General features: G+C 45.9%; 9 protein-coding genes. 4 read left to right on the plus strand and 5 right to left on the minus strand.

The window, feature by feature from the left end; translation table 11 throughout:
• Positions 1–6: 6 nt before the first annotated feature.
• A complete protein-coding gene (locus tag AC07M6_RS13165; protein WP_494890073.1) occupies positions 7–2,283 on the minus strand; it encodes a glycosyltransferase in 2,277 nt (758 codons plus the stop codon).
• 230 nt (positions 2,284–2,513) lie between these two features.
• Positions 2,514–3,950, minus strand: coding sequence for a cardiolipin synthase (gene cls, locus AC07M6_RS13170; RefSeq protein ID WP_494890075.1), 1,437 nt, complete (start codon positions 3,948–3,950; stop codon positions 2,514–2,516).
• Positions 3,951–4,182: 232 nt separating this feature from the next.
• Between cls and AC07M6_RS13175 the strand changes: the two genes are divergently transcribed.
• Complete coding sequence (locus tag AC07M6_RS13175; protein ID WP_494890077.1) at positions 4,183–5,313, plus strand: acyltransferase family protein; 1,131 nt, start codon at positions 4,183–4,185, stop codon at positions 5,311–5,313.
• A gap of 13 nt (positions 5,314–5,326) precedes the next feature.
• A complete protein-coding gene (hemW, locus tag AC07M6_RS13180; RefSeq protein ID WP_494890079.1) occupies positions 5,327–6,448 on the plus strand; it encodes a radical SAM family heme chaperone HemW in 1,122 nt (373 codons plus the stop codon).
• A 25-nt stretch (positions 6,449–6,473) separates the two neighbouring features.
• On the opposite strand, the gene AC07M6_RS13185 is transcribed toward hemW, so the two are convergent.
• The 3 genes from AC07M6_RS13185 to AC07M6_RS13195 all read right to left on the minus strand — a co-directional run bounded on the left by AC07M6_RS13185 (position 6,474) and on the right by AC07M6_RS13195 (position 10,823).
• Positions 6,474–7,088 (minus strand): HAD family hydrolase, encoded by a 615-nt coding sequence (locus AC07M6_RS13185; protein WP_494890081.1) that lies wholly within the window; start codon positions 7,086–7,088, stop codon positions 6,474–6,476.
• A gap of 261 nt (positions 7,089–7,349) precedes the next feature.
• A complete protein-coding gene (gene lolA1 / locus AC07M6_RS13190) occupies positions 7,350–8,024 on the minus strand; it encodes an outer membrane lipoprotein periplasmic chaperone LolA1 (RefSeq protein WP_494890083.1) in 675 nt (224 codons plus the stop codon).
• A gap of 189 nt (positions 8,025–8,213) precedes the next feature.
• Positions 8,214–10,823, minus strand: coding sequence for an FtsK/SpoIIIE family DNA translocase (locus tag AC07M6_RS13195; RefSeq protein ID WP_494890085.1), 2,610 nt, complete (start codon positions 10,821–10,823; stop codon positions 8,214–8,216).
• A gap of 273 nt (positions 10,824–11,096) precedes the next feature.
• Between AC07M6_RS13195 and AC07M6_RS13200 the strand changes: the two genes are divergently transcribed.
• Together AC07M6_RS13200 and AC07M6_RS13205 are read left to right on the plus strand one after the other, a co-directional pair.
• Positions 11,097–13,802 carry a valine--tRNA ligase gene (locus tag AC07M6_RS13200; protein WP_494890086.1) on the plus strand — a complete coding sequence of 902 codons (2,706 nt, stop codon included), beginning with the start codon at positions 11,097–11,099 and terminating at the stop codon, positions 13,800–13,802.
• Positions 13,803–13,877: 75 nt separating this feature from the next.
• A complete protein-coding gene (locus AC07M6_RS13205) occupies positions 13,878–15,680 on the plus strand; it encodes an ATP-binding protein (protein ID WP_494890087.1) in 1,803 nt (600 codons plus the stop codon).
• The last annotated feature ends 67 nt before the right edge of the window (positions 15,681–15,747 follow it).

The following is a 15,747-nucleotide window of genomic DNA, read 5'->3' on the forward strand; positions in this document are numbered from 1 at the left end:
TATTCTTTAACAGATCTCCATGCTTGCCCCCGTCTTATTATACTCGTACTCCCGCTCAAAGGCGCGTAATACGGTCAGATGCGATATCAGGTAGGCCAGCGTACTTTCGGCGCCCTGGTTACGGTTGATACCCGTTGGCAGCAAGCCATCACAGCAGCCCTTTGTTTCATGATCGTATAGCGGTGCACGCAAGGTATTTTCACCTAAAAACCAGCGGTAACTCAGGAACATCTTTTCGATATACTCCGGTTCACGGAAGGTTTGATAAGCCTCAAAATGCATCAGCACCATGGCCATGGTTTCAATAGCCTGCTGATCAAAGGTTGGGAAAGTGCCGCCGCGGTAATACCAGCCATCGTTTCCTACCGGGCTCAGGTAGCCGTTAGAAAGGGTCAGTTTATCCAGAAAACGCATGGTGGCCATCGCTACCTTCTTCACCTTTTCGTCGCCGGTTATCTCGCAGCTGTGCAGCAAGGCCAGCGGCAGGATGGCGTTATCGTAGGTCATGCCCTCCTCAAACCATTGCCAATCGGCCGAACTGGTTTGTTCGTAAGCCGCTATCAGCGGGTTGGTCAGGTTGATCAGGATCCGCACCATACCCTCATCTGTAGGGAAAACCTTCAGGTAATGGCAAATGCCGATAATGGTATTGGCTCTGCCGCGGATGTATTGTAAATTTTCAAAATGCGCGATGGACCGGCGGAAGATCTCTACGGCAAACTCCTGGTACGAGTTATTGGGCGCGCAGCCTATCAGATATCCCAGCGCCCATACCGTACGCCCAAAGGAATCTTCGGAACCTACCTCATCCAAATACTGGCGGTTAAAGCTCAGAAAGTTCCTGAAATTGCCATCATCGGTTTGCATGTAGTGGATGTAGCTGAGGTAAATAGGCAGCAAGCGCAATGCCTCACTGTTTTTGTTGCGCTGGTAAGCCATCAGCACCATAATCAGCGCGCGGGCGTTATCATCCAGGCAATACCCTTCTTTTAAATTAGGGATCCCATATTTAGCATGCTGAACAATCCCGGTATCGTCGGTTAGGCGGGTAACGTGCGCCAGGCTAAACTTGGGCAATATCTCGGGATCCACAATACTGTTCTTTAGTACCTTAGCGCTAAAATCATGCGACCGGCACGATTCCTGGGCCACTTTAATAAATTCGGAGCCGATTTGCGGGTAGCGCAGGTGCAGGCCATATTCATAAGCGTTCTCTTTCAGTTCGTTTAATACAGCAGGGTTTCCTAACAACTCGTTAATGGTTACGGCCAACTGTTCATGATCTTTAAAATCAAACAAGCGGCCGCGGTTATGGGCCAGCAATTCGGTAGCATGCCAGTACGGGGTTGATACTACGGCCGAACCGGCGCCAACAGCATAAGATAACGTGCCGCTGGTAATTTGCGCCTCGTTCAAATACGGCGTTACATATATTTCGGACGCGGTGAGGTAGTTGATCAACTCCTCATCGGTTACAAACTTATTAATAAAAGAAAGGTGTTGCGATACATTCAGCTGCGCGGCCAGGCTTTTCAGGTGGTCGCGATATTCCTCGCCCGAGTGCTTTAATACGCCGGGGTGTGTGTTGCCTAATACTACATACATCACATCGGGGTGCTGCTCTACAATTTTGGGGAGGGCGCGCACTACGGTTTCCAAACCTTTGTTACGGCTCAGCAAGCCAAAGGTTAATAGTACACGGTGATTTTTAAAAGCCGCCAGGTTTTTTACCGGGTTTTCTTCGGGCGCTTCCAGGTCAGGTACACCATGTTCAATGATCTGGATCTTATCAGCTGGGATCTCGTAAACAGCGGTCAGAAACTCTACCGCGCGTTTGCTCATGACAATAATTTTAGATGATTGCTCGGCAATTTCGCGGATAATGATCTTTTGCACATAGCTGGGATCGCGCAGTACGGTGTGTAATATCGATATTAAAGGTTTTTCTAAGCGTTTTAGCAGGGGCAGGATATAAATGCCGCTCTCGCCGCCATAGATCCCAAATTCGTGCTCCAGGATACAGGCATCGGCATCACTGGTGTTAATATAGTTAGCCGCCCTGATATAATCTTTCTGGTGGTTTTGCCGGATAACGTATTTCACCTCCTTCGGATATTCGTATTCCTGTAAACCGTCCGAATCATTCACCGCCACCACAAAGCCGCCTTGCAGCACATCCGTCCGTTTAGGGAAGTTGCTGCCAATGGCCGTCATCAGGTTTTGGTTAAAGGTAGCAATACCGCATTCGCGCGGTGGATAAGTGGAAATATAGGCGATTTTCATAATTAACTATACCGGTTTAGTTGATGTATTAGTATACTGTTTTTCTAATTTTTCTGACACGTATGGCTTAAAAAAAGGGCATCTGATGTACTTTCAGCGCGGTTTTCCAGTGTAAAAGCCCGTGTTTATATAAGCTACCCTATAGTTTGCACAAACCGTACCAGCTTTACTAAAAGGGATGGATCAATAAGATGGGAGATAAAATTAGATGCTACTGTAAATCGGGCTTTTTACAACAAAGGAGATAATAAACGGCAAAGTTTTTCGGGGAGTTGTTTAAAAAGGGTGCGCTTTGCCCAGGTGCGGGGATTGATCTGTTTGGCATCTTTAAGATCGTTATAAAAAACGTCGCGCAGCTGGCTGGCTATGTGCCTGTCATAGATCATGCTGTTCACCTCAAAGTTCAGCTCAAAACTGCGGTGGTCCATATTGGCGGTACCAATGATGGCCAATTGCCCGTCGGATACAAGTGTTTTAGCATGGATAAAGCCTTTTTTATACAAATACACCTCGGCCCCGGCGGCCAGTAATTCGCCGTAATAAGACCGGGCGGCGGCATTAACCAATACCGAATCGGATCGGTGCGGAACCAATAATTTGATCTTTACACCGCTCATGGCTGCAATGCAAAGCGCATCCAGCACGCTTTCGCCGGGGATAAAATAGGGCGATGTGATCAGCAGCTCTTCCTGCGCCAGCGAAATAGTTTCTAACAGGGAATACATAATGGTCGGCGTATCCGAATCGGGGCCGCTGGCCGCAATCTGGACAATGGATTTACCTTTGGTTTTATGAGCGTTGAAATATTGGGGCACAACAGGCAGTTTTTTACCACTGCAGAAATTCCAGTCGCAGATAAATAAATATTGCAGATAGTATACCCCCGGCCCGCTGATCATTACATGGGTATCGCGCCAAAACAGCTGTTTGGGATTATCGTTAACATAGCGGTCGCTGATGTTGATCCCGCCAATAAAGCTGACACACCCATCAATCACAATAATTTTGCGGTGGTTGCGGTAATTGGTACGGTTAGACAGAGCGATGAACCAAATGCGGTAGAACGGATAGGCCTCCACACCCCCATCTATCATCTCCTTTACAAACTCTTTACGGATGGAACGGCTGCCAAAGTCGTCATATATCACCCTCACCTTAACACCTTCCGCCGCTTTTTGTATCAGTACATCTTTAATTTGATTGCCGATATGGCCATTTTCAAAAATATAATACTCTAAATGGATATGATGCCGGGCCGCCTTTAACGCCTGCAATACTTCAGGGAATTTTTCTTCGCCGTTCAGCAATAGCTTCACTTCGTTATTACCGGTTAGGGGGCTATTATCTTTTAACAGCATCCGCGCCAGTTTTTGATGGCGTTTTACTTCTGTTTCACCCGTATTCCAGGCTTTTTCAGATTCCTGGGCAATCTGCTCCCTAATCTCGCTTAGTAATTTACTATCGCTGATGATCTTTTTACTATAGATCTTGTTTTTACGATAATTGGCCCCCACCGCAAAATAGATGATCATCCCTACGACGGGGAAAAATATAGTCACTAACAGATAGGCAAACGTTTTACTAACGGAACGGATATCGTAAAGGATCTTCAGACAAACAAAGATGACCAGCAAAACATAAAGCGTATCAAGAATATACCAGTGCATTTAGAAGATCGTATTAAAATAATAAAGGCTGTTCCCGTCTGTTTATCATACTGTCTGAAGCCAGACTACTAACGCCGCGGTTAACTTACAAATATTTTACCTTTTTTAGTTAAAGGATTTATCGCACCATATCATTTTGTTAACCGGATATAGTCCCTGTATTACAATTGATATACCTTTAAAATATTGTTACTTTGCCTTCAATAAGAAGATTAAGCCGGTTAGCTAAAACATGGGGAGTAACAAAGAAAATTTAAGGGATAATAATTTCGACTTGCTGCGTTTTGTTTTGGCCGTAATGGTAATTTTCAGCCACTCCTACGTTATCTATTCCGGGAAGCTGACTGATACCGAACCCGGAATGATCTTTACCAAAAATCAAACAGATTTGGGTGGCATAGCTGTAGATTTTTTCTTTATCATCAGCGGCTTTCTGATACTTCAAAGCTACCTGTATAGCGGCAGCACAACTAATTATCTGAAAAAAAGGTTTTTACGGATCTATCCGGGGTACTTTGTAGCCTTTGCCTTAAGCATCCTGTTATTTGGCCCGCTGGGGACCTTGCTTGATCATAGTATGACAAGCCTGGCTCATTATTTTGATACCATTAATAAAAAACGGCTTATACTCAATCTGTTTACGCTTCAAAAACCTATTGGCGGGCAAACTTTTACCTGGCTACCCTTGCCATCTATGCTAAACGAATCTTTATGGACAATTGAATATGAGTTCCTCTGCTATTTAATACTGCCCCTGGTGCTGTTCCGGTCTTTTTTAAATAAAAAGTGGCCAATTGTTGTTCTTTTCATTATGGTTTATGTGGTTGTGGCGGTTCAACATTTTCTTCCCACGCTTTTAACAGAGCAGCGGTTTCCTGCTAAATTATTATACATCATCGACCCTGTACTGGTACCCAGACTGCTAATTTATTTCCTTGCCGGATCATGCTTTTATTTATACCGGGACAAAATTCCAAGAACAAATACCATAGCGCTTGTGGCTACTGTTGTAACGGTGCTTTCCTGCGTGTGGTTTAAAGGGCTGGAGTTGGTATTACCTGTCACCGGCACCTATCTTGTATTTTATATGGCTTTCCATCCCCGGATAAAACTATCCGGATTTGCAAAAAAAGGCGACCTCTCTTACGGAATGTATTTGTATGCCTGGCCTGTGCAGCAAACAATTACCTACCTGCTTTACAAACATCTTAACCCATTTTTACTTTTTGTATTAACGGTGCCTGTAACCTACCTGCTGGCATGGCTAAGCTGGCATTATATTGAAAAAGTATTTTTAAAATTCAAAAAAAACAAGGTTGAATTGACCAAAGACCCTGTTTTAAAGCCTGAAGCAGGCGCTTAAATTGAATTAAAACATGGCCGGAATATACATCCATATCCCTTTTTGCAAGCAGGCTTGCCATTATTGCGATTTCCATTTCAGCACATCGTTAAAGTATCGCGATGAAATGGTGCAGGCCCTGATAAAGGAGATCGTCCTGCAAAAAAATTATCTGGACGGCCAGACTATCGAAACCATATATTTTGGCGGCGGTACGCCATCGCTGTTGAACGCGGGCGAGATTGGCCGGATCATCGACACCATCACCAGTCTGCACACAGTTAGCGCCGATGCCGAGATCACACTGGAAGCCAACCCCGATGACCTGCACCAGCAAGCCGTACAGGCACTGCGGCAAACCCCGGTAAACCGCTTCAGCATCGGTATACAATCTTTTTTTGATGAGGATTTACGCTGGATGAACCGGGCCCACCGAAGCGATGAGGCCGAATCATCCGTCATGCGCGCGCAGGATGCCGGTTTCGAGCATATTACGGTAGACCTGATCTACGGTTATCCACTGCTTACCGATGCCAAATGGCAGCAAAACATGAATAAGGTTTTTGGCCTGGATGTACCGCACGTATCGGCTTACTCGCTTACGGTTGAGCCGCGCACCGCCCTGGCAGCCTTTATCAAAAACAAAAAGCAGCCCCCGGTAAACGATCAGCAAAGCGCCGAACAGTTTTTAAGCCTGATGGATGCTATGCAACTGAAAGGATTTGAGCACTACGAGATCTCTAATTTTAGCAAACCGGGGCGTTATTCGCGCCATAATACCAATTACTGGCGCGGTGTAAAATACCTGGGCATAGGTCCATCGGCTCATAGCTTTAATGGCGATACCCGGCAGTGGAATATCCCCAATAATGCCAAATACTTAGCCGAACTGGCCATTAGCGCCATCCCTGCCGAAACTGAAATACTAACCGAAGAGAACCGCCTGAACGAATATATTATGACCTCCCTGCGCACCATGTGGGGGCTTGATCTGCAAAAACTGGAAGCCATAGCCGCGGATACCAAACCAATCCTGCTAAAAGAAGCCACCTCGTTTTTTGATAAAGGCTGGCTGCACCGCGATGCGGATATTTTAACGCTTACCCAAAGCGGCAAACTATATGCTGACCACGTAGCAGGGGAACTGTTTTTTTAATGAAGTATATCAGGGGATACGATCATCAGATGATCTCCCTCTGCTTCAACTCCGCCTCCAGTTCCCCGGCACCAACAAAATGAATAGATGGGATGCCCAACTCTTCAGCCGCTAAAATATTGCGGTAATTATCGTCAATAAACAATACTTCGTGGGCTTGCAAATTATAACGGGTAAGCAGGATTTGGTAAAAATCGGGGAAAGGCTTACGGGTTTTTTCCAGGCCCGAAACTACCATCCCATCAAACCAGTTTAAAAAATCGTAGTGGCGTTGTGCTATTCCCAGCGTCTCTTCCGACCAGTTACTGAGGGCGTATATTTTATACCGATGGCTTGCTTTTAACTGTTTAAACAGTTCAACCGTGCCTTCAATAGCGCCGCCCAGCATTTCTTCCCAGCGGGTATAATAGGCGCGTATATTAGCTTCATGACCGGGATGCTGCTTTACCAGTATTTCGGTACCCTCCTGCAGGGAGCGGCCCATGTCTTGCTCCTCGTTCCAGTCCATGGTGGCAATATTGGCCAAAAAGTCTTTCATTTCCTGTTCGTTGTCAAACAGTTTGCGGTACAGGTGGTGCGGGTTCCAGTCTATCAGGACGCTGCCCAGATCGAATATGATGGCTTTGGTAGTGGTATTCATTTTTATATCAGGTATTTGTTATTAGCGGGGAATACCAGCATGGTGTTGCGCAGCCAGTTGAGCCGGTATAGGGTATCCATGGTGCTATTATAGGAATAATTTGCAGGAAATTGGCATTACATAAGCAGTAATATCATTACAAATCGATGGTATATTGTCATTCTGAGCGATAGCGAAGAATCTATCGCCAATGTATTACCGCTTAGCTGACGTGGGATTCTTCGCTCTCGCTCAGAATGACAATTAAGCCAACACAATTACCTACCGCAAATCAACCACCTCAACACCCGGGTGTGTCTTTTTATCGAAGGTAAAAGCATCATCGGCCACCTTTACATTGGGGATAAGCGTATTAATGGTATAAGTATACTTGTTACCGCCTTTATCAAACAGGGTAGCGCTGTAAAGCTGTTTTTTAACCTTGTCAATCAGCAGCCTGATCTTGAAGAAGGTTTTGTTAGCATCTTCCGGACTCAAATCTATCACCTGGCAAACTTTGCCGTTCAGTTTTTGATCGTTGGTATAAACATATTTATAACCGTGTTCGTACAGGGTAAACAATTGGGCAGGATTTAGCTCATCACCCGCTTTACCAGAATGGTTTACCTGCACCTCTTTATCGGCTTTAAGATAAGTCCACTGGGTTTTGCCATCGCTGATGATCTCCTGGTCCACCGCCGTTTTATTGGCCGGGTTAAACAGGGTTACTTTAAACTTATTGCTTTTGGCATTCACCAGCAAGGTACCGCTCTGCGTTTGCTTGCTGCCTCCCTGCGGGTCATCCAGCGTAAAGGTAAAATCGGCTTTCACCACGTTTAATGCGCGGAATTTGGCGCTCACCTGGCTCAGGATAGCCTTGGCTTTAGCATCCTGCTGGGCAAAGGCGTAATTAATAGTTATGAGAGCTAATAGTATATATATGATGATCTTTTTCATGCAGCTATATTAATGATAGTTTGATGGTTTTTGTTTGGGAGGGTTTAATGTTGTGGCTATTTAACCACAAAGGACACAAAGGGAGAACCACAAAGATCACAAAGATTTTATTGCTGACATCATAAGGTATGCCTTAGTGTCCTTTGTGCAAAAAAAAACTTTGTGTTCTTTGTGGTTAAATTACCACCACTACTCGCCACCCTTGGCCAAACTCTCCAAATGCCTTTCCAGGCTATATTCGTCCGGATATAACACATCGCGGGCTTTGCTGCCTTCAAACGGGCCAACTATGCCTGCGGCTTCCAATTGATCGATGATACGACCGGCGCGGTTATAGCCCAGTTTAAGCTTGCGCTGGATGAGCGAGGTTGAGCCCTGCTGGTGCAATACGATTAACCGCGCGGCATCTTCAAACATGGGGTCGCGGTCTTCGGGGTCATATTCCTTGGCGCTGCTGCTGGCTTCGCCTTCGCCTACAAATTCGGGCAGCAGCAAAGCCGATGGATAGCCGCGCTGTTCGCCTATAAAGTCGGCTATTTTTTCTACTTCAGGCGTATCTACAAAGGCGCATTGCAGGCGGATCAGGTCGCTGCCGGTTGATAACAGCATATCGCCGCGACCGATCAACTGATCGGCACCGCCGGAGTCGAGGATGGTGCGCGAATCTATCTTAGATAATACCCTGAATGCCAAACGGGCCGGGAAGTTGGCCTTAATAGTACCCGTAATAATATTTACTGACGGGCGCTGCGTAGCAATAACCAGGTGGATCCCAATGGCACGGGCCAGCTGGGCCAAACGGGCAATAGGCGCTTCTACTTCTTTACCGGCAGTCATCATTAAATCGGCAAACTCATCTACAATAAGCACGATGAAAGGCAAAAAGCGGTGGCCTTCGGTCGGTAATAGTTTACGGTTAACAAATTTGGCGTTATATTCTTTCAGGTTACGCACGCCTGCGTCTTTCAGCAGATCATAACGCTGATCCATCTCAATACAAAGCGAGTTGAGCGTGTTCACTACCTTTTTGGTATCGGTAATAATGGCATCGGCCTCGTCGGGTAGTTTGGCTAAAAAGTGACGCTCAATTTTACGGAACAGGGTTAACTCTACCTTTTTAGGATCCACCAGCACAAACTTCAGCTCGGCAGGGTGGCGCTTGTATAACAGCGAAACCAAAATGGCATTAATACCTACCGATTTACCCTGACCGGTAGCACCCGCAACCAGTAAGTGGGGCATTTTGGCCAGATCGGCAATAAACACTTCGTTACTGATGGTTTTACCCAAGGCGATAGGCAAATCCATGGTGTTGTTCTGCCATTTCTCGGTAGCCAAAACCGATCGCATGGAGACCATTTCGGGGTTTTGGTTAGGCACCTCAATACCAATGGTACCCTTACCCGGCATGGGGGCGATGATACGGATACCCAAAGCGGCTAAACTTAGCGCGATATCATCCTCCAGATTTTTGATCTTGGAGATACGTACACCCGGCGCAGGGATAATTTCGTAAAGGGTAACCGTCGGACCAATAGTAGCCTTGATCTTATCGATCTCGATGTTATAATGGTTCAGCGTCTCAACAATTTTGTTTTTGTTGGCCTCTAATTCATCGCTGTTTACCGAAATTTTGTTGGTACCGTAGTTCTCTAATAAGTCAAGCGTAGGATATTTATAGCTGGATAAATCCAATTTAGGGTCGAACGTACCAAACTGCTCAACCAGCGAATTGGATGTTTTACTATCGGTTTGCTCAATACTCGTCACCGGGTTAGGGCGGGCGGTTTCTACAGTTAGGGGGATATCGCTTCCGGCTTCCGGCTCGGCGGTTAGTTCGGGCATCAGGGTTACCGGCTCGTGGCGCAGGGTGTTTTGTATATTAGGGTCGGTATTGCGCGGCACTGCAGGTTCATCATCATCGTCCAGGTTAAGGGGGCGTACCGATACGTTGGGTTGCTGCAACCTTCCTTCAATAGGCACATGGTTGCGTCCGTTCTTTTGCCATTCCACAGGTTCGGATATTTCTTCGTCCAGCAGGTCAATAGGCCCGGCATTCATATCGGCCAGCAAACTATCGGCTACAGACAGGTCTTTCGGCTTGCGTTGAGGCAGTTTAAAATCGATGTTATAAGCAATTACCAAAAACACCATCACCACAAATAACAGCCCGAAGCCTACGCCGGCCTGACCAATCTGCGCATCCAGCAATCTGTTGCTCCAAAAACCAAACTGGCCTTCTAAAAAATGAGCGTAATCGTTCACCAAACCATGCACAAAGCCGATGGCCAGCGAGAAAAATATAATGCCGAAAAAGGCATAACCCAATGTTTTAGGGATAGAATATAGTTGCACCCTGAACAATAACCTGTACCCAATAATAAAAAACACGCCGATGAACAGGAACGATGAGACACCGAACCACTCATATATAAACTGGTTAGCCAACAACGCCCCCAGTTTACCCAGCCAGTTGTTCACAACCGGGTCTTTAATACCGCTGTCCAGCAGTTCCTGGGTGGTTTTAAACAGGTTGCTCCAACCGCCATTAGCGGCCGATACATAGCTTTGATCTTCCTGCCAGGTAAACAGGTACGAGGTAAAAGCAATGAGGAAAGCGATAGATATCAGCAAAAAAACAAGCCCGATGATCTTGATCGCCTTGCCATCCTTTAAACTGAAGCTTGGCATTTCGGTACGCACCCGTTCGGTACGCTCGCGCCCTGGTTTTGCTTTATCCCGCGGCTCGTTATCCCCTCTGAAAGTATTTGTTTTAAACTGGTTTCCTTTTACCGGCATCCTATATCACGCTTATATTGCAAATATAAAGGTAATAGATAAAAGATGTATCGGGTGGATTTTTTTAATTCGATTTGGGTGGGATGGTTGTTGTAATAGTTTGGTGGTGATGGTGGGTGGCGATTTAACCACAAAGGGCGCAGAGGGAGAAACACAGAGGGCACGGAGGTCATCTGTGATTAAATCATCGAAATACCTGCATCTGCACATCTTTCGGACTTTCGGTCTTCCCGACTTTCGGACTTCCCCCAAAAACCTTATTTTTGCAAACTTATGAGTATTTCTAAAACGTATCAGCCTAAAGAAGCCGAAGACAAGTGGTATAGCTATTGGTTAAATAATGGATTTTTCAAGTCGGTGCCCGACGAGCGGGAGCCGTATACCATTGTGATCCCTCCGCCAAATGTTACCGGGGTGCTGCACATGGGCCACATGCTGAATAACACCATCCAGGATGTACTGATACGCCGCGCCCGCATGAAAGGCAAAAACGCCTGCTGGGTACCGGGTACCGACCACGCCAGTATTGCTACCGAAGCCAAAGTAGTAGCCATGCTAAAAGAACGCGGCATCAATAAAAAAGACCTGACCCGCCCCGAGTTTTTGGCTTATGCCTGGGAATGGAAAGAGAAATACGGCGGCATCATATTAGAACAACTGAAGAAACTGGGCGCCAGCTGCGATTGGGACCGTACCAAATTTACCATGGACGATGACCTGAGCGACGCTGTTATTGAAACGTTCATTCATCTGTACAAAAAAGGCCTGATCTACCGCGGCGTGCGCATGGTAAACTGGGACCCGCAGGGTAAAACTGCCGTATCGGACGAAGAGGTTATCCGTAAGGAAGTAAATCAGAAGTTGTACTACATCCGCTATTTTTTAAGTCCGGAGTCGGGAGTCGAAAGTACTAAGTCAACTTCAGACTCAGAACTTCAGACTTCAGACTTCCTCACCATTGCTACTACAAGGCCTGAAACTATTATGGCTGACGCAGCTATCTGTATCAACCCTAACGACGAGCGCTATACCCATTTGCATGGTAAAAAGGTAACAATCCCGCTGATTGGCCGCGAGATCCCTGTTATTTTGGACGAATACGTAACTATGGATTTTGGTACAGGCTGTCTGAAAGTTACCCCGGCGCACGATTTGAATGACTACGAACTGGGCCAGAAACATCATCTGCCCGTAATTGATATTTTAAACGACGACGGCACCCTGAACGAAAATGCCCAGATACTGGTTGGCGAAGACCGTTTTATTGCCCGTAAAAAAATTGCCACGCTGCTGGATACCGCCGGCGCGCTGGAAAAGGTAGAAGACTACAAATCGCAAATCGGGTTCAGCGAGCGTACCGACGCGGTGATCGAACCCAAACTATCTATGCAATGGTTTTGCAAGATGGACGAGATGGCTAAGCCGGCGCTGGATTATGTTTTGCAGGGCGATATTAAACTAATTCCCGAAAAATTCATCAACACCTACCGCCACTGGATGGAGAACGTGAAGGATTGGTGTATCAGTCGCCAGTTATGGTGGGGGCAGCAGATCCCGGCCTGGTACTTACCTAACGGCCAGTTTGTAATTGCTAAAACAGCTGAAGAAGCTTTGGAGGAAGTCTTAAGTTCTGAGTCTGAAGTCTTAAGAAAGGGGCTTCCTTCTGACTTAAAACTTACGACTTCAGACTTAAAACAAGACGAAGACGTACTGGATACCTGGTTCTCCAGCTGGCTATGGCCGATATCGGTTTTTGATGGTTTTAAAGATCCTAACAATCCCGATATCAATTACTACTACCCTACCAACGATTTGGTTACCGCCCCCGAGATCCTGTTTTTTTGGGTAGCGCGCATGATTATGGCCGGGCACGAGTTTAGGGGCCTGGTACCGTTTAAAAACGTTTACCTCACCGGTATTGTGCGTGATAAGCTGGGCCGCAAAATGTCCAAGCAATTAGGTAATTCGCCTGATCCACTCGATTTGATCGGCAAATTCGGCGCGGATGGCGTGCGTGTAGGCATGCTGCTCTCGTCCCCGGCAGGGAACGATCTGATGTTCGACGAAAAGTATTGCGAGCAGGGCAGTGGCTTTGCCAATAAGGTATGGAACGCCTTTAAGCTAATTAAAGGCTGGGAAGTGGATGATAGTTTGCCTAACCCAAATGGCATGGCGATAGATTGGTTTAAAAGCAGGTTTAGCCAGGCGATGACAGAGATTGAAGATAACTTCGGGCAATACCGCCTGTCGGAAGCTTTAATGGCTACCTATAAACTGGTATGGGACGACTTTTGCGCCTGGTACCTGGAGATGATTAAGCCGGTTTATCTGCAACCTATCGACAGGGAAACCTATACCCAAACCATCAAGTTTTTTGAGGATGTGCTGAAAATTTTGCACCCCTTTATGCCCTTCATTACCGAAGAACTTTGGCACGATGACCTGTTTGGCCAACGTAATGCCGGCGATTGCTGCATTGTAGCGTTATTACCCGCCATTGGGGAAATTGATACACAGCTAACCGGCGAGTTAGAAGTTGTGAAACAGCTGATTACCGAGATCCGCAACACGCGCAACAGCAAGGGCATGTCGCCTAAGGAAAGTTTAGATCTGATGATAAAAGTTAATTCGGGGATTGATTATAACAGGTACCAGCCTGTAATAACCAAGCTGGGCAACATTAGCCAAACCACTTTTGTAAGCGATAGCGTAACCGGCGCATCTGCCTTTTTAGTGGGTACAGATGAGTTTTATATCCCGCTGGGCAATAATATTGACGTAGCCGCCGAGCGCGAACGCCTGCAAAAAGAGATCGAATATCAGCAGGGATTTTTAAAATCGGTTACGGCTAAATTAAGTAACGAACGCTTTGTACAAAACGCTAAGCCCGAGGTTGTAGAGAACGAAATGAAGAAAAAAGCCGACGCGGAAGCAAAAATTAAAAGCTTAACAGATAACTTAAACGGACTGGCAAACTAATTGCATTAGTAACAGGTATATACAGCATATATTGATATTTATCATATATTTAAACATTGTTGTTGCAACCTGTAAATGAGCAAAAAACCTAATTTTTTTAACATTACGCTCAGGCATATCCTGTCTCCCGGGCAATCTATGCTCGATGAGGCACGTATACGGTTGCTTTATTACGGTTTATTTTTAGCCGCGGTGGCTTTAGCCACGCTAACTGTTAATGTTTTTTTACAACATCAGGATACATTTACCGCCATGGCGGTCACCGTACTGGTATGTGTTGTGCTGCTGTTTAAATACCTCACCTGGGTGCCTAACTGGCGCTTTATATCCCATGCGTTATTAGTACTGGCATTAGTAACCAACCTGCTTAATGTATTCATCGTCATCCAGTCGGTTGATATGATCTCTATCCAGGTGATCATCCTGTCGGTACTGTTCAGTTTTTATATGCTGGGGCAACGCTGGGGTTTATTTTACTCGCTGGCCAACCTGATCCCTGTACTGGCATTTATGGTGTTTGAATACAGTAACAGCTACTTTATCTCGCTTAAGCCCGAAAAGGTAGATCAATCTACCGTGATCATTAGCATACTGGCTAATTTTATCATGATCATTTACATCCACAGTCACTTTTACAACGCTTTTATCAATAACATCAGGAAACTGAATGATACCAGTGAAGAGCAAGGTAAACTGAACGCGGCCTATCAAAAATCGATAGAGAAAGCTGAAAAATCATCGCATGCCAAATCAGAGTTCCTGTCTACCATGTCGCACGAGATCCGCACCCCGCTTAACGCGGTAATTGGCATGAGCAACCTGCTGCTGATGGGCAACCCCCGGGCCGATCAGCTGGACAACCTGGATATCCTGAAATTCTCGGCCAATAACCTGCTGTCTATCGTAAATGATGTGCTCGACTTTAACAAGATAGAATCGGGCAAGGTGGAGTTTGAGAAGATCAAGTTCAATTTAATTGAACTGATGAATAATATTTGCGGCGGCCAGATGATTAAAGCCGAAGAAAAAGGCCTGAATTTTTACCTGGATATAGATGCCAGATTAAAAAACAAACTCATTTTTGGCGACCCTACCCGTATTACCCAAATTATTTTTAACCTGGTTAGCAACGCCATTAAGTTTACCCAAAACGGCAGTATCTGGGTGCGCGTAACCTCATTGGGCGACAGGCATAATACGCTGACCATAAACTTTACCGTAAAGGATACCGGTATTGGTATTGAAGAAGCTAATATGGAGGCCATATTTGAGCCTTTCACCCAGGAATCCATCACTACCACGCGGCAGTATGGTGGTACCGGTTTAGGCCTGGCCATTGTTAAACGCCTGCTGGAATTGCAGAATATACAAATGCACGTAACCAGTAAAGTGGGCGCTGGTTCCGAATTTTCGTTTAATATGGAATTCCCGGTATCGACAGAAAAAGTGGCTACCGAAGCCGAAAAGATTGCCCAGCCGGCGGTATATGCCGACCCTATTGGTGGTTTGCAGGTGCTGATTGCCGAAGATAACCCGGTTAATGTAATGCTGATGAAAAAGCTGTTCAGCAAGTGGGATATTGTACCCACTTTTGCCGAAAACGGCGAACGTGCGGTTGAACTGGTACAGTACGGTAACTTCAGTATTATTTTAATGGACCTGCAAATGCCGGTAATGAATGGGTTCGACGCCGCAATAGAGATCCGGAAAATGGCCGATCCTAAAAAATCCAATATCCCTATCATCGCCCTTACTGCCTCGGCACTGTTTGATATCAAGGAAAAAGTATATGATTCGGGCATGAATGATTACGTATCCAAACCCTTCAAACCGGATGAGCTGAAAGAAAAGATCTTCTCATTGGTGGAAACGGTCTAATGATGTCATTGAGTCATTAAGTCATTAAGTCATTGACTAAGCTTAATAATAATGATCCAATGACAGC

It is taken from the genome of Mucilaginibacter sp. GW821-FHT07H05 (assembly GCF_059418485.1).